Origin of the sequence: Pontibacter chitinilyticus (genome assembly GCF_039748935.1) — a bacterium.
In the GTDB taxonomy this organism is placed as follows: Bacteria; Bacteroidota; Bacteroidia; order Cytophagales; family Hymenobacteraceae; genus Pontibacter; species Pontibacter chitinilyticus.
In genome coordinates, this window is record NZ_JBDIZJ010000009.1 from 47,396 (window position 1) to 66,807 (window position 19,412).

Genomic DNA, 19,412 nt, shown 5'->3' on the forward strand with positions numbered 1-19,412 from the left:
TTCAATGCTTCAAATTAAAAGATTATCCGGCAAAAAACATAACCGGTAGCTGCAGAGCGCAGCACATGACAAGTATACTTGCTATGGGCAGAAAGCAAAACGCCTCCAGGTGATACCTGAAGGCGTTTGCAAGAGAGCCCCCTGCCGGGATCGAACCAGCGACCTACTGATTACAAGTCAGTTGCTCTACCAGCTGAGCTAAGGAGGCCTGTACTATATGTTTGAAATAAAAAGCACATGCAGTACAAACATGTGCTTTTTGAGAAAAGAGCCCCCTGCCGGGATCGAACCAGCGACCTACTGATTACAAGTCAGTTGCTCTACCAGCTGAGCTAAGGAGGCGTACTCTTGTGGGCTGCTTTGTTGTTCTAAAGCGTTGCAAAGGTATTGTATAGTTTTTTATCTGCAAATTCTCCCTCTAACTTTTTTTGCTAATTAGGATAAGCTTTTGAAAGTCAGGAGAAAAAATTACCCTCTGAATGCCGCTAGCTGAAGATTTAGCTTGTCAATGCGTTTCTGCGACTCTTGAATGCGGCCTTCATACTCCTCGCGCAGCTTGTTGGCGTTCTTAGAATGCGCAAAAAACTCAATGTTGGTTTGCAGGGTCTGAATGTCGTTTTGCAATTGAGTAATTTCCCGGCGGATGGCATGCTCGCGCTGTTGCAGCTTATGCGCCGCATCGGGGCTGTGCTTGATGCGCTCCACCTGCAGCCGTGTCAGCATCTCTGTGCGTTCCTCATACGTAAGCTCCGGCACCCGCTCCAGGTACCTTTCCATCAGCTCCAGAAATTTTTCTTCTGCTTTCGGAACACTGCGGCGGCTGTTATTATCCGAGGCACGCCACTGCAATACAAACTGATCGAACTCTTCCAACGAGCCGGCAGCATTCGGTGTGGCCAGCTTCTCGGCAATGCGGTCGCACAGCTCCAGTTTCTCGGCAGATAAGCGCTCCTGCTCAGCTCCGCGTTGCTGCTCCTGTGCCTGCTTCCGGTCAAAGAACTCGTTGCAGGCGGCGCGGAAGCGTTGCCAGATCTTGTCTGAGTATTTATCAGGCACACGGCCGATGGTCTTCCACTGTTTCTGTAGCTGAATGAGTTTTTCCTTGGTAGTATTCCACTCAGTGCTTTCTTTAAGGCTTTCCGCTTGTTCACACAGCTCCGTCTTCAGGCGCAGGTTCTGCATCTTCTGCTCATCCAGCCCTTTGAAAAATTGATTTTTATGCTGGAAAAAAGCTTTATAGTTTCCCCAGAACGTCTTATTTATTTCCTCGGCATGCTCTTTTGGTACCAAGCCGGCAGCATCCCACTCTTCTTTCAGCTTTTGTATCTCATCAGTTTGATCACGCCACTCGTTGATGCGGTCAGTCTGGAAGTTTTGAAAACCCTGCAGGCGCTCCAGCAAGGCGCGCTTTTTAGCCATGTTTTCCATCTCCACGGTATGTCGGCTTTCCTGGTAAGCGCGGCGCTGCTCATGTACTCTTTCCGAGGCCTGGATAAAGCGCTCCCAAATAGGATCGCGCTGGTCGTTTGGCACCGGACCAATATTTTTCCACTCTTCGTGCAGGTGGCGCAACTCCTGTAAAGCCTTGTTGATAGAAGGCTCCTGTTGCAGCGCTTCCGCACGCTCCACAAGCGCCAACTTAGCATCCAGGTTACGTTTACGGTCAAGCTCCTTCAGCTCAAAGAAAATGCTTCTGTTATTATAAAAAATGTCAAGCAGGGCGTGGTAAGAGTCCCAGAGTGCCTGTGCTTCACCGGCAGGCACCGGGCCAATAGCTTTCCATTCAGATTGCAATCGCTTTAGCTCTTCGTTGCTACTTTTTGTCTCCGCAGATTCTACCAACTGCCGCAGCTGGGTTAGAATTGCCTGTTTGCGGTCGATGTTACGCTGACGCTGCTCCTCTGCTGTCTGCCGTTCCTGGTGGCGCGCATCGCGGTAGCTTGTCAGCAGTTTTTCAAGGTCCTGGTGCTCCCCGGACGTATGGTAGGCAAAGTCTTCCTCCATGCCTCCCTCCTGCTTAAAGCGCTCCAAAGCATCGTTCCGTTCCAGCTGAAACTTTTGCTCATAATGCCGCTGCAGTTCATTCACCAGCCTGTGCTTGCGGTTTATGTCTCCGCTCTTCAGGATGCCTTGCAAAGTACGGCGCAGCTCATCTATCGGCAGTGTGCTATAGTCGGTGTGGTCTTCCTCCTCCTCTTCCTCCTCATGGTTATCTGCGGGTATGGCAGCCGAAGCTGCTTCTTCACTGGCGGCAGGTGCCGGTGTACTAGTGTCTTCCGCATCAGCGCCGGCCATAGGTACGGCAGGGGTTGCTTCGTCAGTAGCGGCAGGAGCTACATCCGTAACGTGCGTAGTAGCCTCGGCAATAGCTTGCTCCTTCTCTTCTGTTATCTTTGATTCTTGCGTCGTCATCAGCTCGGGCGCAATTTCCGGTTGTTCCTCTTTCGGAACGTCCGCATCGTTCTCTTGCGAAGCTTGCTGTCGCGCCTCTATTTCAGCCAGGCGCTGTTGTACAATATCATTAGGCGAAAGCGCTTCCTGCTGGTTCTGCTGCATCTTCGCTTCATTCTCAGGTTTGTTTGCCTCTGCTCCGGTAGTGTCCATATCTTCTTTATCCGTTATCATGTAATGGCGTTCTTTAACTCCATCTCTAGTTCAGGCGCGGGTCGAGGGGGTAATTCGACAGAACCTTATATTTACCGCCCATATCACGCAAAACATTGCGCCAAAGCGATTCTGCATCCAAATTAAACAATTTATTCGCAGCATTGTTATTTACGATCCAAACATTTTTATTGATTTCCTCCTGCAACTGTCCTGGTGTCCAGCCGGAGTAGCCTAAAAAGAACCGGATATCTGTAGCTTTCACCAGCCCGGTGCTGATCCTGGCGCGCAGCAATTCAAAGTCGCCTCCCCAGTATAATTCTTCTCCCAGCTTTACAGCCTGCGGCAGATCAGGCAGGTTATGAATGTAATGCAAAGTGTTGTACTGCACAGGCCCTCCAATGCCCAGTTCAGCATCAAAGGTATCACTATATAGATCAATGACATCCGATAACTTCAGGTTTGAAGAACGGTTCAGCACTAATCCAAAAGTTCCTTCGTCCTCATTATGATTGCATAGCAGTATCACGCTTCTCTCAAAATTAGGATCACCCAGAAAAGGCTCCGAAATGAGCAAACTTCCGCTCTGTGGTTTAGTTAAACTTGTTTCTGCCATTTATTTTCAGTGTGTTAAGTCCAGCATAATTCGGCCGCAATCGCTGCCAACATCTTATTTTGGGGTCTTATTCTTCTTACGCAAAGCAAACGATATTGTCACATCGTTTCTGCCTTTCGGCGTATTCTGTAAATAACCTTCCTGCTCTTCTCGGGGTTATGCAATAGAGGATAACGTGCTTTTGTTTATCTAAAGCCGAGAATTTCATACTTTTGATAAAATCAACCTGATCATGTCCCTGACACATAACATTGCGGATATACGAAAAAACTATTCTATGCAGGAGCTAACCGAAGCATCGGTGTCGGAGCACCCGATGGAACAGTTCGGCACCTGGCTTGAAGAAGCGATACAGTCGGCTGCCGATGAGCCAACGGCCATGGTGCTGTCCACCGTAAACGGAGCCGGCAAACCCTCGGCACGTGTGGTGCTGCTCAAAGACGTTTCTCCTGACGGATTCACGTTCTTTACCAATTACAACAGCCGCAAAGGGCATGACCTTGCTGAAAGCCCCTATGCCGCGCTTACCTTTTTCTGGCCAGCCCTGGAGCGCCAGGTGCGTGTAGAAGGCAAGGTGGTGAAGGTTGCTGCGCAGGTATCGGACACCTACTTCCACAGCCGCCCAAAAGGTAGCCAGATCGGCGCCTGGGCATCGCCCCAGAGCCAAGCTATTGAAAGCCGCGAGGTGCTGGAACAGGCTGATAAAACTTATACCGAAAAGTATGCTGATGCGCCTGAAATTCCCCGGCCGGAGCACTGGGGTGGCTACCAGCTGCAGCCCGAGCGACTGGAGTTCTGGCAGGGCCGCCCCAACCGCCTGCACGATCGCATCGTGTATGAACAAACGGAAGGCAGCTGGAAAACGGGCCGCCTGGCCCCCTGATCATACCGGCTCCGGAACGCTTCCGCTCCCTTTATTTTATACTTGCAACTGACTACTGAATGGCAGAAATACTCCCCTTGCGCCCCTGGCGTTATAACGATTCACTTGGCCTGAATATTTCAGAACTTACCTGTCCGCTTTTTGACGTGGTATCTCAAAAGCAACGGGAAACTTTATACCAAAATCCGTTAAACAGCATCCACCTGTCCGTGCCCCGCGGCCCACAACCTGCCGAAGCGGCTGCACAGCTGTTAGCCAGGTGGAAGGAAGAAGATATACTTAAGCAGGACCCGCTACCGGGTATCTATGTATACTACCAGTATTTTCAGTTACCGGGCAGCGATAAAACCTACTGCCGTAAAGGTTTCATCTGCCACATCAAAGCGTATGACTGGAAGGAAAACGTACTGCTGCGCCACGAGAACACTATCCCTAGTGCCGTAAACGACCGCATTGACCTGCTGAATGCCACTGAACTGAACACCAGTCCGACCCATGGGCTTTATACCGATCCGGCTTTTACGCTGGAAGCGTTCATGGACGAAAGTATAAAATCGCCGCTATATGAAACGGAAGATTACCAGGGCGTGCGCGATGTGCTGGCAGTGATACACGATCATGCTGTGATCAAGCTGTTCCTGGATACCCTCCGCGACAAGCAGGTGTTGCTCGCAGACGGGCACCATCGCTACGAAGGCTCGCTGGAGTACCGTAAAAAAATGCGGAAGCTAAACCCGGACCATACTGGTTTTGAGCCCTACAACTACCATCTCATGTACCTGACCAATTCGGAACATGACGACCTGCGTATTCTGCCTACGCACCGGCTGTTGCAACACCTGGATATGACGGATGAAGCGTTTCTAGAAAAGCTGAGCCCCTACTTCACTATTACGCCCAAAGAAGATGCCTATGAACTGAACGAGGTAATTGTGGGCAAGCCCTGGGCCTTTGGCTTATACCTGAGTGGCAACGCCTACAAGCTGCGCCTAAAACCGGAGGTACATCCACTCATTGACTGGAACTTTCCGGCCGAAGTGAAAGAGCTTGACCTGACGGTGATGCATTATTTTGTATTTGAAAAAGTGTTGGGCATTTACCGGCAGGCGCAACGCACGCATCCGGGCCTCAGCTATGAACGAAATTTTACGGCCTGCATCCGCAAAGTAGATACTGGCGAGGCACGGCTAGCGCTGATTACGAATGAGGTGTCGATGGAGCAGGTGAAGCGGGTATGCCATAGTGGCGCCATTATGCCTCAGAAATCGACCTTCTTTTACCCCAAAGTAATCTGCGGATTTTTATTTAGCTCAATTAAAGAAGATGAATTTACAACAGCCGCTGCTGCTTGCCTCTAACTCACCACGCCGCAAAGAACTGCTGGCAAGTATGGGGCTTTCGTTTGAAGTGCGTGTAAAAGAGGTGCCGGAAGATTTTCCGGAGCACCTGCAGCGGGCCGAAGTAGCCGAGTACCTGGCTGCGCATAAAGCCGCCGCGTATGCAGCCGACATCGAGACAGAAGTCCTGATCACCGCCGATACAATCGTTTGCCTGGGAGATCGTATTCTGAACAAACCACAGGATGCGGCCGAAGCGGCGGCCATGCTGCGGGCGCTCTCGGACACATCGCATGAGGTTATAACTGGAGTAAGCATGCTCACAAAAGAGCAGCAGGTCGTTTTCCACGACAGCACGACGGTATACTTTAAGGAATTATCAGAGGCAGAGATCAACTATTACATCACCAATTACAAGCCCTTCGACAAAGCCGGAGCCTATGGCGTTCAGGAGTGGATCGGCATGATCGGCATCACCCGCCTGGAAGGTTCCTACTTCAACGTGATGGGACTGCCGGTACAAAAACTCTATCAGAAGCTTGTAGAACTCCAGTTGCTAAAAGAATAAACACAGCATTCTGACGGATTGCACTGCCAATTAATATTTTAGAAAAGAAGCTGAAGTATAAGGCTCCATTTTATCCAGACAGGTACAGGAGCGCATACTTGTAAATTGGATTATGTACCTTTGCGGTTTAGAAGCGCAGCAGGAAGCCCCTGTATATTGGCACTTACACAATTACGGAGTAGTACATTATTCACATGGATTTTATAAAATTATACTTAGCCCCGGGCAAAGAGCATTCGTTGAAGCGCCGGCATCCCTGGGTTTTTTCCGGAGCGATACGCAAAGCAGATGGTGAGCCGCAAGAAGGCGACATTGTGGAAGTATACTCCAGCCAGCGCGAGTTCCTGGGCATTGGTCACTATGCTCCCGGCTCCATTGCAGTGCGCATCTTTTCTTTTGAGCAGGTAGAACCCGATTATGCCTTTTGGAAACAGGTAGTACAAAAGGCTTATGATTACCGCCAGCGGCTGGGCCTTACAGATAACCCGCATACTGATGTATACCGCCTTATCTATGCTGAAGGAGATGGCGTATCAGGGCTGATCGTGGATGTGTATAAAGATACAGCTGTCGTGCAAACGCATACGGTGGGCATGTACCAGGTGCGTGGCTTTATAGCTCAGGCTCTTCGGGAGATCTATGGCGAACGCTTGCGTGCTGTTTACGATAAAAGTGCCGAATCGCTGCCGCCTAAAGCGCCGGTAGAGGCAACAAACGGCTACCTGTATGGCTCCTCTACAGGCGGCGTAGTCGTAACAGAAAATGAGCAGCAGTTTTTTGTAGATTGGGAAAGTGGTCAGAAAACAGGCTTCTTTATAGACCAGCGCGAAAACCGCGATCTATTGTCACGCTATGTGAAAGACAAAACAGTACTGAACACCTTTTGCTACACCGGAGGATTCTCTGTATACGCTTTAAATGCTGGAGCCAAAGAAGTTCATTCTGTGGATGTTTCAAAGAAAGCCATTGAACTGACAGAGCGAAATGCAGCCATGAGCCAGGCACCAGAGAAGCACGAAGCTTTTGCCGTTGATACGTTTGAGTTTCTGAAAGGCAAAGAAAACCTATATGATGTGATTGTACTGGACCCACCCGCCTTTGCCAAAAGCCAAAAGGTTCGCCACAATGCGCTCATGGGCTATAAACGCCTGAACGCCGAAGCTATAAAAAAGATTAAACCGGGCGGCATTCTGTTTACCTTCTCCTGCTCGCAGGTAGTAGATAAATACCTATTTAGTAACACGATCATGGCTGCAGCCATTGAGGCTGGTCGTACTATCAAGATCATGCACCACCTTTCGCAACCAGCAGATCATCCCGTTTCCATTTTTCATCCTGAAGGCGAATACCTGAAAGGACTTGTACTCTTTGTAGAGTAACTTTTTATAGTTGATATGAATCAGTAAGAGTAAAGCACTTGTATGGCTCCCCTCAGAGCAAGGCTGGTTATACGTATTCCAGCGTAACTTCTACCCTCCTATCAAAAATTCTAGCACAACACCGATTTCATTCAGCACCTAATCAAAGTATAAACTTCAGCTTTATACTTTGATTAGGTGCACTTATTTAAATACACAAAAAGCGAAAATTGCTTCTCCTCCCCTGTTTCCTGCGGCAGATTCACATGGAAGCCTACGAAGAAAAAGTCAGCAATTTGAATTCTTCTATTTTAACGCAGCCTTTCAGGAAATCCCGCTTCAAAAGCGCCATATTTTCCAACTGGATTACGTAGTATAAGTAGATAGATGCGGAAGTGAACGCACCCTGCCTTACGTATCCACCCCTGATATTCCTCTAGTGCCACGTATAGGTTTATCCTATACGTGGGCTTACTCCTTGAAGCGGGTCAGATTTACTACATTATAAATCTGGAGTATGATTACCACTTCCGAAATTGCTCCTTCACCTGCTTTAGCTCCTTTTGTACGTTGTTACGCTCTTCGGGAATTTGATACAAAGGGATTGGATCTCATCAAACCATGGCATGCTTCGCATGAAATAACGATGCCATTTTTCTTTAAAGCCAAACCTGTTCAACTAACACATCCTCAGACGGGGAAAGTTATAAAAAGAGGCAGTTATGGTGGACTTACAGGATCAGGCACACAATACAATGGTGAAATGACCTTCAATGGTTCTTACTCCTTCTTCGAAGTTTGCTTTCGTCCCGATGGCTTTACTAAAATGTTCAGGCTACCATCCAGTAAAATCACGAATCAGATCATAGATGCGGAGGACATTTTCGGCTCATCTGTAAAAATCTTCTTCGAACAACTTTGCGCCGCTAAGAACTTAGCTGAAATGGCTTCTTTAGCAGATTCCTACCTTTTAGTTTTTTTAAGAAAGCAAAAACCGGCTATGCAGAAAGATGCCATTTCTACGAGCGCAGATTTGATTCTCAAAAATACCGGCTTACTGCCTGTGGAGCAGCTTGCCTGTTATGCCAACATGAGCATACGAAGCTTTGAACGACATTTTATAGAACAGGTAGGTATTTCTCCGAAACTGTTTAGCTGCATTGCCCGCTTTAATCGTGCGTTTGCGCTTAAACTGAAGCGCCCGGAAAAGAGCTGGACATCTATCGCATACGACTGCGGTTATTTTGACCAGATGCACCTGATCAAGGACTTCAGGAAGTTTGCGGGAAATAGTCCCTCTGTTTTTCTGGAACATACGCCTTTAACAAAAGAAATCTACACCAACAGAATAGAGGTATAGCAGTAGTTGTCGTGTTTTTACTATTCCCGGCATGGATTACAGGTTATTTTTATTGCTACTAGAGACAATTTGGAATTTTGCAGCGCAACTAAAGTATAAAGCTAACAAATCACTGCCGCCCTTCACTCTAATGCAAGCCTGAGCAAAGCCAACTTGCTTTTGTCTCTGCCCTACCCGGTATTCTGTGTTCATACATCTCATCATTTATTTACAATTATATGTCAAACTTTAAACTAAATCTCCCAACAGATATTCCCTGGGTACGGAAATGCGTGAGCCAAGACATGCTGGACGACAAGTTGTGCGACAAGAAATCGCCGTTGAGGTGGCGTTCATCCATTGCAGTATTTGAGTATAAGCCCGAGGAAGAGTACCAAAACTACGAGGGACTGACGGTCAGCTACCTGAAAGTAACCTGCACCGTTGCCGGCTACCAGGAAGACCCGAATGAAATCGGGCTGAGTTACAAGGGGCTCAGAAGCTACTGGCGAGACCAGCCGGGTATTGAGGACTACCTGGAGGTGCTGCAAAAATATTATGCCTGCCATGGGGCTGTTTTGGAGGTAACGGTTGGCCCGGAAAACAGTGACACCCGGCTGGCGGACTTTCCATACTTCATGGATTTTGAGCCCAAAAAGCGGGAACTGTATGAGACAGCTACAGATACCAAAGAAAGTATGTCAAGATCTATCGAGGCGCTAAATTTAACCAAATCAGCCGGGACTACCCAGTCAGTGGAAGTGTTTGATATTGATATGGGCGGCGGCGGATTTGGCTCACAGGGATCCTTTGCAGGAACAGGTGGTGGTTTCAACTACTCGGCACCTAATGGACAGTGGGGAACCAAGCGCATGAATGCGGACGAAAGCATGGTTGCACGCTCGGAGGATGTGGGGCAGGAAAAACGGGAAACTTTCTCCTTCAGTTCCCAGATCTCGCAACTATATCATCAGCTGGACAGCTATCACCTGGGTCACAACCGGGCCCTGTTCTTCCTGCTTCCCAGACCCCACACCGTCGATACGGAGCACACCTTCGTAAACGGCCCCCGCTGCATAGAGGGTATACAGGAATTCATGTTTGTGGTGGCACGGCCAAAAGAAGTGGAAAACATATGTGTGGAAGTATACCTGGAAACTGCCCACATCGGCAAAGTGCCAATTACGGAGAGGGAAACCCGCCAGGCCACGATCAGCCTGACTGTTTACGAGAACTTTGATGGTAAATCCGGCGACGAACTGGACCGCAACAATTCGGACAACACTGAAGACAGGTCTAAAGAGGATCAGTCTCTGTTTACAGCTCCGAACGGCTTTGAAATTGTATCTGTTGGCCCAGTTACCCGGAATGTGGACCGAAGAGTGGATGACTGTAAAATTACGGAACAGGACGCCAGCCATGCGATTCTGTGGGGAAAGGTTACAGCACACTTTCAGGACGATTTTGGCGATAACCAGGTATACGATGCCCGGCTGGAAGCTACTGCAACGGTATACCTTCAATCTAAAACTCCGGTAGTAACAGGCAGTAAAGACACACTCTTTATTACCGGCCGCAAGCTGTGCTGCTGCCCCAGAGAATTTCGGGTACGCGAAGGCATCGTTTATGAAAAGCCTCTGAAGCACAGCCTGTTTCAGATTGATCGTAATCGAAGCCTGCTATCGGCCGGAAAGATGCCGATTGTGGCAGCCAACAGGCTTCGTGATGAAATCAGGGATGGAATGATTAACAGCAGAACAGATTTTGAAAACCGGTATGAAACGTTTGTGCACCTGCCGCAGACAAACTTTGCCAGCAAAACGCTGCACAACATAGTCAAAGAAACATATGATGTGCCGGTAAGAGACGCCCGAAATATACCCGAAAATTTAAGAGACAAGTTTTCAGGACTTAATCCGGAGGTAAAGTTAAAAGATGTGCTTGCCATGCCTTTCGAAATGCTGAAGGATGTTTTGTCGTTGAACGATGAAGAAGCCATTGATTTAAGAAATGCCATTACGGGGGTAAGCCATACAAACTTCGACCCCAGGGAAGCATGGCTGTCTAAACGCCAGATGGGCAGAATGTTCGGTGGTGATAGCAAAGCCGAGTAATTATAAAATTATCTGAAGCGTTATTATCGCCGGAAGTAATCTCCACTATCTTTTGCGATTTTCACATTGTGCATCTTCGTGCTATACCTTGTAACTATAAGGACCCCCAAGATGCATAACGTGAACAGTTCCTAAATTACAGCATGATGAAATATTCCTTCTATTACGGTCCTGATAAAGTTCCATTCTCGCTGGATGAACAGGATAGCCTCGTGACAGGTGATGCTGAACCTTTTCATGGCATTATCAGCCGGGGCCTTCTTGATAAGTTTGAAGAGGAGAAAGTAAACAGCAACGTGTGGTATCACTACGCCCACGCCGTTAATGCTGCAGCGGCCTTCCCCCAAGCGCCGGAACTGACCCTGTTACAGGAATACGCTTACACCTGTCAACTCCTGGCATTTAATCATTCTGCTGCTGCCGTCAGAAATTACTTGACGTATTATATCCGCAAATTCTCCAAAAAAAAACAGTTAGCAGCCGAAGTATGGAACATCAAAGAAGGCCATACTTCCAGCGTTTGGCTGGTTGGATTGCTGCTTAAAGATCATTCCGTTGCTGACAGATTTGTGGTAAACGTAGCACGCGATAAGGCTGGAGGGTTGGAATTGAAACATACGTCAGAGAAGATGCAGGCTATAGCCAAAATGTGCCCGGCCATCAACATGGCGCAGGTATATGATATCAAAAGTATAAAACTGAAGTATTTCGGTAAATGGATCGAGGTAGTTGTTACCCGGAATGAATTTGTCACGGGAGCACAGGAAATTCATGTAATATCAGGCAAAGAAAGCAGCAGCGTGCAATATATTCTGGTTGAAAGGTTTTTAACATCCGACAATAACCCCGCACAGATAGCCGCTGTCCGAGGCAGAAGATTTACGGAGGCCGAATGCTGTAAAATAGAGAGCGACCTGAGGTCTTTTAAGCAGAACGCTTCTGGAGATCTTGATACAGAGATTAATATTAACGATGGAGATGTGGTTTGGAATGGAAAAGAAGCAGTGGTTGTAGCTATCACATGACATAAGGTCTGAAATCATGGCAGGTAAATACATATTTAAGCTGTATGAGTCCAGCAAAGGATTCGATTATGGTGGGAAACATTATAATCCGGGTGATGAATATGGTCCTGTAGATGCCTGCCAGATGAAGGGGTTCCTGAATGCCTCTCAGGCAGCCAATCCAGGTGCAGGAATAAATGCAAAAAAGAATACCATGGCACAGCTGGATGAGGAATGCAAAGCGACCACAAACAACACTACCCCGCAACCCGATACTGGCACAAGTCCTTCTGAAGTAAGCCCGGCTACACCAGAAGGCGATTCTGCGAATAAACAAGGCGCCCCTGCGCCTAAGGTAGCTGGAGGCATGGAGCCGGATTCCGCGGAAAGCGGATCAAAGCAAAATCCTCCTCCAACTGAAGAACCTACACGGCCCACTGATGGCGAAGCCAATAAAACCCATGGCGGGGAGCAACCGCAGGTAAAAACAAATGCCGGCGACCCGGTGGATCTCTTTACCGGCGCTTTTTACATGCAGGAAACAGATATGGAAATCCCTCATACCCTGATGCTGCTGGCTTTTACCAGACTCTATCGCAGTGGCGCTGCTGCCTACGGCCCTTTTGGCTGGAACTGGGATCACAACTATAACCTGTATGTGCGTGAACTAAACGATGGGAGCATCGCCTTATGGCGAAACTTGCATGAAGCAATTTTTAAATTCGACGGCACCAACTACGAACCTCCTAATGGAATTTTTGAAAGGTTAACGCCGGTTACGGGCCTTATTCAGGCGTATGATCTCACTGGCGAAGGCGGGACAGTTACGCGATTTGAGCGGCCCAGTGGCTGGCTCGATGCAGAACGTATTCCGGTAAAAAACATACAGGATCGCCACGGCAACATACTGGCTTTTACGTACGGCGCTGAAGATAAACTTGCTGAAGTAAGGGATGAAGATGACAGGTTCTTTCGTTTCAGGTATGATGCCTGTGGCCTGTTGGTGGAAGTGACGGATAATGCCGGCAGAAAATTCCTGTATGAACATGATGAACAAACCATGCAACTGACGCATGTAACCTCCCCTCCCATCACAGATCATCCTGAAGGCATCACGAAAATTTACCATTACGAACAGCCCTATGCCCTGCCCGAATTAAGGCACAACATTATCAGCGTAGAAGACGCTCTCGGGAATGTATACTTGGAAAATAAGTATGAGCAGGACCCGGCCTCCTGGAGCTATGCGAGGATAACAGAACAACTATACGGCGGCTTTTTGTACCAGTTCCGGTATACGCAGCTGCAATGGGTACCCGAAAGCGCTTTGTTTATGAATATTCCCGCTGTTCGGGTGGAGGTGCTGAACCCCGACTTCAGCCTGGAGACATACACGTTTAATTATCGCGGAGATTTACTGGATCGCCGGTTCCGCCTGAACAAAGACAACTCATTTCGGGTAGCGACTTTTCAGTATGAGTTTGACCTACAGGGCAATCTTGCTATAACTACAAAGCCGGATGGCAGCCAGGAAATCAACACCTATGATTTCAGCAACGCTGATCCTTGTATGAGAGGGAGGTTGCTGCAAAAAGAACTTACTTCTGCTTCAGGTTTCCCCGCCCCCAGCCGCATCATCTGGCAGGGAAAGTATGAGCCCCTTTACCAGCTGTTGACAGAAGAAAAAAATGAAGCAAATGCCGTCACCCGCTATAAGTATGATTTTGATATAGCGCCCGCAGCCCCTGACAATTCAGGTAAACTGGCTGAAATCATCGCGCCAGATGTCACGCTGCCGGATGGAAGCCTGCAAAAGAGCACCACAAAGTACGAGTATTACAGCAACGGGCAGGTAAAAGCCATCATTCAGCCGGATGGCGTGCGGCAGGAAATGGTATACGGCAGTACGGGCAATACAAAAAACAGGTTAATTAAAGCTACTCTAGATGCTGGCGGGTTGAACATTATCCAGGAGATTGGCTACAATGTTTTTGGTTTTGAGGCGGAGAAAACAGATAGCAACGGCAATCTCACCAAAAGAATAATCAACGCCTTAGGCCTGGCTGAGCAAACTGTCCTGCCTGCCGTAAATGGCAGCTCTGCTGAATCTGTGCTGCACTATAATACGGACCGAAAGATTGTTGGAATAGAACGGCCTAAAGGCTCCTTCACTGATCCGCTTGTAACAGGCAGTAAGATTATAGATACGTATGAGCGGGATGTACTGGGGTATCCGATCAAATTTTACGAAAGCAGCAATACCAGCGAAAAGCGCATATCGGCAATACGTTGCGATTTCAGAGGCATGCCAGAAGAAACTATAAACCCCGATGGAAGCAGGCTCATAAGATCATACGATGAAAGAGGCCTCCTGATCCGGGAAGTGATAAAAGGGAAAGATGGAGCTGAACTTGTTACCAGAAAAGTTTATGACAGGAACGGAAAGCTTGCGCAGGAAACAGATGCCTCCGGGGCTATAATGAAGTATGAATATGATGGATTTGGAAGAATCAGCAAAGTAACCCGGCCTAATCAGACAGAAATTTGGTATAAATGGGCTAAGGGAGATTTGCCGGAATCGGAAGAAGTTAGAGGTGCCGACGGCTTTGGGAGCCGTCGGCAGCTTTCAAAGAAAAGCTATACTTATGATGAGAAATACAGGAAGATTACGGAAACAATTCAGGCCTTTTCTGAAGACCCCTCAACAGCTGTAAGTATAAGTACTGCTTTTTTTTATGATAAACTGGACAGGATTGAAAAGATAGAAGACAGCAGAGGCGGAACCAAAACCCTGAAGTATGATGGACCAGGCAGGCTGATTGCCGAGACAGACCCGATGGGCAATGAAACGCACTATATGTATGACAATAATGGTAACAGGATCAGGACGGAAAGCCATGATATAGAACCTGATGGAACAGTATCAATCATTACTAAAAAATATAGGTATGACGAGCGGAACCGGCAGACAGAACTGGTTGAACCAGACGGGGCAAAGATCATAACTGAATACGACGACAGGGATTTGGTTGTCCGCCAGACGGATTACCTGGGCCTTGTAAAAGAAATACACTATAATTCTTTTGGCGACCGGCAGCAGGAAGTATACGACGCAGGCGGTTTAGCTATAACGCACCGATGGATAGTCGATGTGATGTCGCGCCCAACTGCCTATGTTGATCCCTCGGGCCAAGTATCCGCCTACTTCTACGACAGCGTAGGCCACAACAACAAAACAACCTACCCGAACGGCTTTTCCAGTCTCAGAACCTTTAACGACAAGGGCCAAATTATAAAAGAACAGCTCGGCAGTGGTGTGGCATTTGAGTACACCTATGATGCAGCTAACCGGTTGATAAGCATCAACAATACAGTGGTTCCTGCCTCAGTAGTGGCACTGCCGCAACATCAGTTTATGTATGATGGCTTAGATCGCGTAGTGACGGCAAAAGCGGGCACAGAGGAGATTGTAAGAAAGTATGACAGCCGGGGCAGGTTAACAGCAGAGACCACACTAGGCAGCACTATCCAATGCCGTTACAGCGACAAGACAGGCGTAGTGGAAAAAGAATTTATGGATGGCCGAACAGAAGTTTATACGCATAACCTGAATGGAGTCGTCTCTAAAATAGAGGAAACCTTGCATGGCACACTTGGCTCAGGAGGAAACATACTTGCGGCTTTTACCCCAAGTGGCGCTGTTTGCATCGGTGAAACAGCACTCCAGGGAAATCTAAAAATCAGCAACAAGTATGACGAACGGAAAAGATTAACTGAATTAACCCTGCGCAGCCCGGCTGGCATGCAGGAACAAACAGAATACAGGTACGATAAAGCCAACCGGAGGAAAGTAGAAGCCCTCCTAGGGCAGCAGCCGGTAAATAAGTACTTTGAATTCGATTCCAAGTACCGCCTTATCGTTGCAAAAGGCCATTTCAGTGCTACCGTTTCGGCTGCTCACACGCAGGCAGAGCACGACATGGCTGTTGCTTCCGTAAAAGCAGCCGCCACTACTGCCACGCACACAGAAGCATATGCATATAACCTGGCTGATGCCCGCCTGAAGTATACAGAAACGGGCAGTATCGATAAGAACTATACTTATTTGCCGGGGCACAGGATACAAAGCGACGGAGTGCATACTTACACATACACAGGCGATGGCGCTGTACAAAGCGACGGCGTCCTGACGTTCAGCACCGATGCACTCGGCCGGGTTGCTACCATCAGATCAGGCGTAAATCTGTTATGCAGCATCACCTACGATGCATTTAACCGGCCAAGTATGATTGCTGAATCCGGAAAACCGGTCAGGTCGTTTAACTATCTGGGAGCCTTTGTGGCGCAGGAAAATGAAAATGGCACTGTAACTAGGCAAATAACTTCTCATCCAGCAAGCGGCGTTCCTGTTGCTTATCATACCGCTGCAAAAACCCATTACACGCTAATAGATGGGCGCTATAACCTAATCGGACTGGCCGACATCAATGGTAATTTGGTAGAGGCATACCGTTATGATGCTTTTGGAAAGCCATCCATCCTTAATCCGGCTGGCGCTCTTTTATCATCATCAGCCTTTGGGGTAGAACCTCTATTTGGTGGTCAGCGCTACCTGGCATCAACGGGCTTGTACCTTTCAAAAAGAAGATTGATGAACCCTGCTGATGGCATCTTTTTATCTCCGGACCCCAATGGGTATGAAGATGCTGCTTCTTTGTATGTATATGCAGCGCAGAACCCAGACGATCGCATAGACCCTACAGGCGAGGTGGTGCCCCTGATCGTAGCCGTCTTTGTCATTGGCGGTGCCTTGCTTGGAGCCGGGTACAGTGTATACGACGCCACACAGCAACCTGAAAAGTATGAAGGCACAGCGGGAATTACCCGGCCCCTTGCTCAAACATTTGGCGGCGCTGCTATTGGCGGGGTATCAGTAGTAGGTGGCGAGGCTGTTCTGGCTTATGGCGGCACAGGTATTTTCGCGACAGGAAGTGGAGCTGTTACAACGCTTACAGCTACGGAGACTTTTGTGATGTATGGAACTTCGAGCGCTGTTGCCGGTGGAATCGGGCGTTACGGTTTCAATGGTATGTTTCCGGAGTATATCGACCCCGTCAGCAACGAAACAATAGCGACCGATTATCTGATTGGAGGAGGAATACCGGTGGTAGGTTCAGGTCTCAAGTATGTAGGAACGCCCCTGATAGAAGGGGCAGGCCAGATCTTCAACAGAGCATTAGGTGGAAACTGGAGGGCGTTTGGCAATACAGGTGAAATGCTCCTTAATCCACGAATTCAGTATGACTGGACAAAAGTTTTCTGGAATCCCGGGAAATTCTCAAATGTGAGCAAGCAGTATTGGCGCGTTAGTGGAGGCGCCGATGGGAAAGCCTTACACCACCTTTGGTTCCAAAATCAATCGACATGGGTACCGCAGGGGCTCCGGAATGCCGGTTTTAACCTGCTTGAGATACCTGGCCCATTAAATACCTGGATGGGTGGAAGATTTGGGAGAGAATTTGCTTTTAGGGGTATTATTGGCAGTATTCTGGCGGGCACTGGCATTGGCAGCTATAAACTCGGAAGCGCATTGTTGAATTCGGGTGACAATGAGGCTGTCACAGTTCCGCTCCAAAGTAAATAAGCCATTCCATACTATAAAAATGCCCCAAATTAGTATGCTAGCTTATAACAAATTCAACAAAATAGCTTCCGGCAATTCCGATGGCAGTTCCATGCGAATGCGCCATTCTTTTGGATAGTAATTGTTGATGCGGTTTCCTACCTGTTTTGCCCAGCCAAGTGGCCGGTCCTGGTACTGGAGCAGCAGCCAATCGTTACCTCCGGAGTCAAGGAACACGTCTTCTTTGCGCAGATAGCGGAGGGCCTGCTCCAGGGTAAGGTTTATACTTGTAAATACAGATTTGTTCAGGTGCTGTGCCAGCGCCAGGCTTTGGAGAGGCTTCAGCTTTTTGCCATTCACTTCGGCTACTTCAGTGCCGGCATACACCACGTATAATTTCTGATAAACCTCGTCAGCAGCCTCAAATAAACCGGCCGGAATAGCAGAAATGATTTCATTATGTTGTACCCAGGTATACTGCTCCGGCTCCAGCAGCCAGTCGTGCACCAGCGCCTGCTCTTTGTTGCCCGCTACGGTTAATTTATACTTCTTTTTTTTGCTGCGGCCATACGTTTCTGCTGCCACTCCTGCTTTCCGAATTACAGCGATAAAGAAGCCCTCTCCCTGTACCTGGTGCGGGTAAAAGCGGTATCCTTCTACTTCGTCCAGTTGCGAAGCCACTACCCCCCATTCCGGTTGCAGCGACAACTTTATACTTTGGGCACCCTCCTGTGCAGCCAGCCAGGCCATGTTCTGCTCATTTTCTGCTTTGTTCCAGGTGCAGGTGCTGTAAATAAGTACGCCTCCGGGTTTCAATGCATCCCATACATCCAGCAGGATACGCTGCTGCCGCTGGGCGCATAGCTTCACGTTTTCTTCGGACCACTCCTGCACCGCCTGCGAATCTTTACGAAACATACCTTCGCCACTGCAGGGTGCATCCACTACCATTACATCAAAAAAGTTTTCCAACCTTCTAAAATCACGCGGATCGTTGCTGGTGACTAGTACGTTGCCGCTTCCCCACTTGGCAATGTTCTCGGCAAGTATAGAAGCCCGGCTGCGAATCACCTCATTTGATACTAACAGGCTATCAGAGGACAACAAGCTCGCCAGGTGTGTGGATTTACCGCCAGGGGCTCCGCACAGGTCCAGCACCTGCAGCGGCTGTGTTAAATCAAGTGTTTGCTGCAGGGCCTGCTCCAGAAACATAGAACTTGCTTCCTGCACGTAATAAACACCGGCATGAAGCAAGGGGTCCAGGGTAAACTGCGGCCTTACAGGTAAATAGTAGCCATTGGTTGCCCAGGGTACTTTGGGCAATTTCACTCCTTTAGCATCCGTTTTGCTGGGGTTTATCCGGATGCTCACCGGAGGCGCCTGCTCCAGGGCAGCTTCGAACTGTTGATAAGCAGGTCCCAGCAGGCGGTGCATGCGGTCAGCAAAGGTGGTAGGTAGTTCCATATCAACTATAAAGGTACGGCAAATTCAGGCTGGGAAAAACCTATTTGCCTACAGGCCGCTTTTTAGGCGAAGGTATGCTGTTACAATGGGTCGGTCTGCGGAGCACCAGTCATATTTGGGCAGTGCCTCCAACTCAGCCCACTCGTACGCAGAGTGCTCCAGCAGCAGGATCTCGCCGCTTTTATAATGGCAGATATACGGGATAAGCTCGATCTGCTGTTCGCCATACGCATGTTGTACGGGCGTAAGGCGCTGCACCGGATCCACTTCCAAGTGTAGTTCTTCTTTTATCTCCCGCACAAGTGCCGCTTTTTCTGGTTCGGCAGGTTCTACTTTACCACCCGGGAACTCCCACAGCAAGGGCTGCGACATGGTCGGGCTCCGCTGGGCTACCAGCACCCGCTCCTGGTGTTCTAAAATAGCACAGGTAACTTTTATCATACAGGTTTGATCGGCTAAACTGAGGCAAGTATACGGTGCCTCCATCTTAAAGGAAGTATAA

At 48.5% G+C, this 19,412-nt stretch carries 12 protein-coding genes and 2 tRNA genes; 8 read left to right on the forward strand and 6 right to left on the reverse strand.

What is annotated here, in order from left to right:
- Nucleotides 1–135: 135 nt before the first annotated feature.
- The 4 genes from ABDW72_RS13960 to ABDW72_RS13975 form a co-directional block, all read right to left on the reverse strand.
- Nucleotides 136–208 (reverse strand) — tRNA-Thr (locus ABDW72_RS13960).
- Nucleotides 209–269: 61 nt separating this feature from the next.
- Nucleotides 270–342 (reverse strand) — tRNA-Thr (locus tag ABDW72_RS13965).
- Nucleotides 343–468: 126 nt separating this feature from the next.
- The gene (locus ABDW72_RS13970; protein WP_347159194.1) at nucleotides 469–2,625 is read right to left on the reverse strand and encodes a DUF349 domain-containing protein; all 2,157 of its coding nucleotides are present in this window, start codon (nucleotides 2,623–2,625) and stop codon (nucleotides 469–471) included.
- Between the two features lie 25 nt (nucleotides 2,626–2,650).
- The gene (locus tag ABDW72_RS13975; protein WP_347159195.1) at nucleotides 2,651–3,220 is read right to left on the reverse strand and encodes a YqgE/AlgH family protein; all 570 of its coding nucleotides are present in this window, start codon (nucleotides 3,218–3,220) and stop codon (nucleotides 2,651–2,653) included.
- A 232-nt stretch (nucleotides 3,221–3,452) separates the two neighbouring features.
- Between ABDW72_RS13975 and pdxH the strand changes: the two genes are divergently transcribed.
- The 8 genes from pdxH (at nucleotide 3,453) to ABDW72_RS14015 (ending at nucleotide 17,467) form a co-directional block, all read left to right on the forward strand.
- Nucleotides 3,453–4,103, forward strand: coding sequence for a pyridoxamine 5'-phosphate oxidase (pdxH, locus tag ABDW72_RS13980; protein WP_347159196.1), 651 nt, complete (start codon nucleotides 3,453–3,455; stop codon nucleotides 4,101–4,103).
- A gap of 59 nt (nucleotides 4,104–4,162) precedes the next feature.
- The gene (locus ABDW72_RS13985; protein WP_347159197.1) at nucleotides 4,163–5,461 is read left to right on the forward strand and encodes a DUF1015 domain-containing protein; all 1,299 of its coding nucleotides are present in this window, start codon (nucleotides 4,163–4,165) and stop codon (nucleotides 5,459–5,461) included.
- Entirely contained in the window at nucleotides 5,427–6,008 is a 582-nt protein-coding gene (locus ABDW72_RS13990) for a Maf family nucleotide pyrophosphatase (protein ID WP_347159198.1), read from the forward strand. Before ABDW72_RS13985 ends, ABDW72_RS13990 begins: the two co-directional genes overlap by 35 nt.
- A 194-nt stretch (nucleotides 6,009–6,202) precedes the next feature.
- On the forward strand, nucleotides 6,203–7,387 hold the full coding sequence (locus ABDW72_RS13995) for a class I SAM-dependent rRNA methyltransferase (protein ID WP_347159199.1): 1,185 nt from the start codon (nucleotides 6,203–6,205) through the stop codon (nucleotides 7,385–7,387).
- 496 nt (nucleotides 7,388–7,883) lie between these two features.
- The gene (locus ABDW72_RS14000; RefSeq protein ID WP_347159200.1) at nucleotides 7,884–8,726 is read left to right on the forward strand and encodes a helix-turn-helix domain-containing protein; all 843 of its coding nucleotides are present in this window, start codon (nucleotides 7,884–7,886) and stop codon (nucleotides 8,724–8,726) included.
- Nucleotides 8,727–8,944: 218 nt separating this feature from the next.
- The gene (locus tag ABDW72_RS14005) at nucleotides 8,945–10,819 is read left to right on the forward strand and encodes a hypothetical protein (RefSeq protein ID WP_347159201.1); all 1,875 of its coding nucleotides are present in this window, start codon (nucleotides 8,945–8,947) and stop codon (nucleotides 10,817–10,819) included.
- A 146-nt stretch (nucleotides 10,820–10,965) separates the two neighbouring features.
- Complete coding sequence (locus tag ABDW72_RS14010; protein WP_347159202.1) at nucleotides 10,966–11,844, forward strand: hypothetical protein; 879 nt, start codon at nucleotides 10,966–10,968, stop codon at nucleotides 11,842–11,844.
- Between the two features lie 16 nt (nucleotides 11,845–11,860).
- On the forward strand, nucleotides 11,861–17,467 hold the full coding sequence (locus tag ABDW72_RS14015) for a DUF6531 domain-containing protein (RefSeq protein WP_347159203.1): 5,607 nt from the start codon (nucleotides 11,861–11,863) through the stop codon (nucleotides 17,465–17,467).
- 42 nt (nucleotides 17,468–17,509) lie between these two features.
- On the opposite strand, the gene ABDW72_RS14020 is transcribed toward ABDW72_RS14015, so the two are convergent.
- Nucleotides 17,510–18,910, reverse strand: coding sequence for a methyltransferase RsmF C-terminal domain-like protein (locus ABDW72_RS14020; RefSeq protein WP_347159204.1), 1,401 nt, complete (start codon nucleotides 18,908–18,910; stop codon nucleotides 17,510–17,512).
- A 48-nt stretch (nucleotides 18,911–18,958) separates the two neighbouring features.
- A complete protein-coding gene (locus ABDW72_RS14025) occupies nucleotides 18,959–19,351 on the reverse strand; it encodes a (deoxy)nucleoside triphosphate pyrophosphohydrolase (protein WP_347159205.1) in 393 nt (130 codons plus the stop codon).
- Between the last annotated feature and the right edge of the window lie 61 nt (nucleotides 19,352–19,412).

What these genes read in the sequence shown, in the direction of transcription:
- ABDW72_RS14010 (WP_347159202.1), top strand. Translation starts at nt 10,966, where the DNA reads ATGAAATATTCCTTCTATTACGGTCCTGATAAAGTTCCATTCTCGCTG.
- ABDW72_RS13985 (WP_347159197.1), top strand. Translation starts at nt 4,163, where the DNA reads ATGGCAGAAATACTCCCCTTGCGCCCCTGGCGTTATAACGATTCACTT.
- ABDW72_RS14020 (WP_347159204.1), bottom strand. Translation starts at nt 18,910, where the DNA reads ATGGAACTACCTACCACCTTTGCTGACCGCATGCACCGCCTGCTGGGA.
- pdxH (WP_347159196.1), top strand. Translation starts at nt 3,453, where the DNA reads ATGTCCCTGACACATAACATTGCGGATATACGAAAAAACTATTCTATG.
- ABDW72_RS14015 (WP_347159203.1), top strand. Translation starts at nt 11,861, where the DNA reads ATGGCAGGTAAATACATATTTAAGCTGTATGAGTCCAGCAAAGGATTC.
- ABDW72_RS14025 (WP_347159205.1), bottom strand. Translation starts at nt 19,351, where the DNA reads ATGATAAAAGTTACCTGTGCTATTTTAGAACACCAGGAGCGGGTGCTG.
- ABDW72_RS14005 (WP_347159201.1), top strand. Translation starts at nt 8,945, where the DNA reads ATGTCAAACTTTAAACTAAATCTCCCAACAGATATTCCCTGGGTACGG.
- ABDW72_RS13970 (WP_347159194.1), bottom strand. Translation starts at nt 2,625, where the DNA reads ATGATAACGGATAAAGAAGATATGGACACTACCGGAGCAGAGGCAAAC.
- ABDW72_RS13975 (WP_347159195.1), bottom strand. Translation starts at nt 3,220, where the DNA reads ATGGCAGAAACAAGTTTAACTAAACCACAGAGCGGAAGTTTGCTCATT.
- ABDW72_RS13995 (WP_347159199.1), top strand. Translation starts at nt 6,203, where the DNA reads ATGGATTTTATAAAATTATACTTAGCCCCGGGCAAAGAGCATTCGTTG.
- ABDW72_RS14000 (WP_347159200.1), top strand. Translation starts at nt 7,884, where the DNA reads ATGATTACCACTTCCGAAATTGCTCCTTCACCTGCTTTAGCTCCTTTT.
- ABDW72_RS13990 (WP_347159198.1), top strand. Translation starts at nt 5,427, where the DNA reads ATGAATTTACAACAGCCGCTGCTGCTTGCCTCTAACTCACCACGCCGC.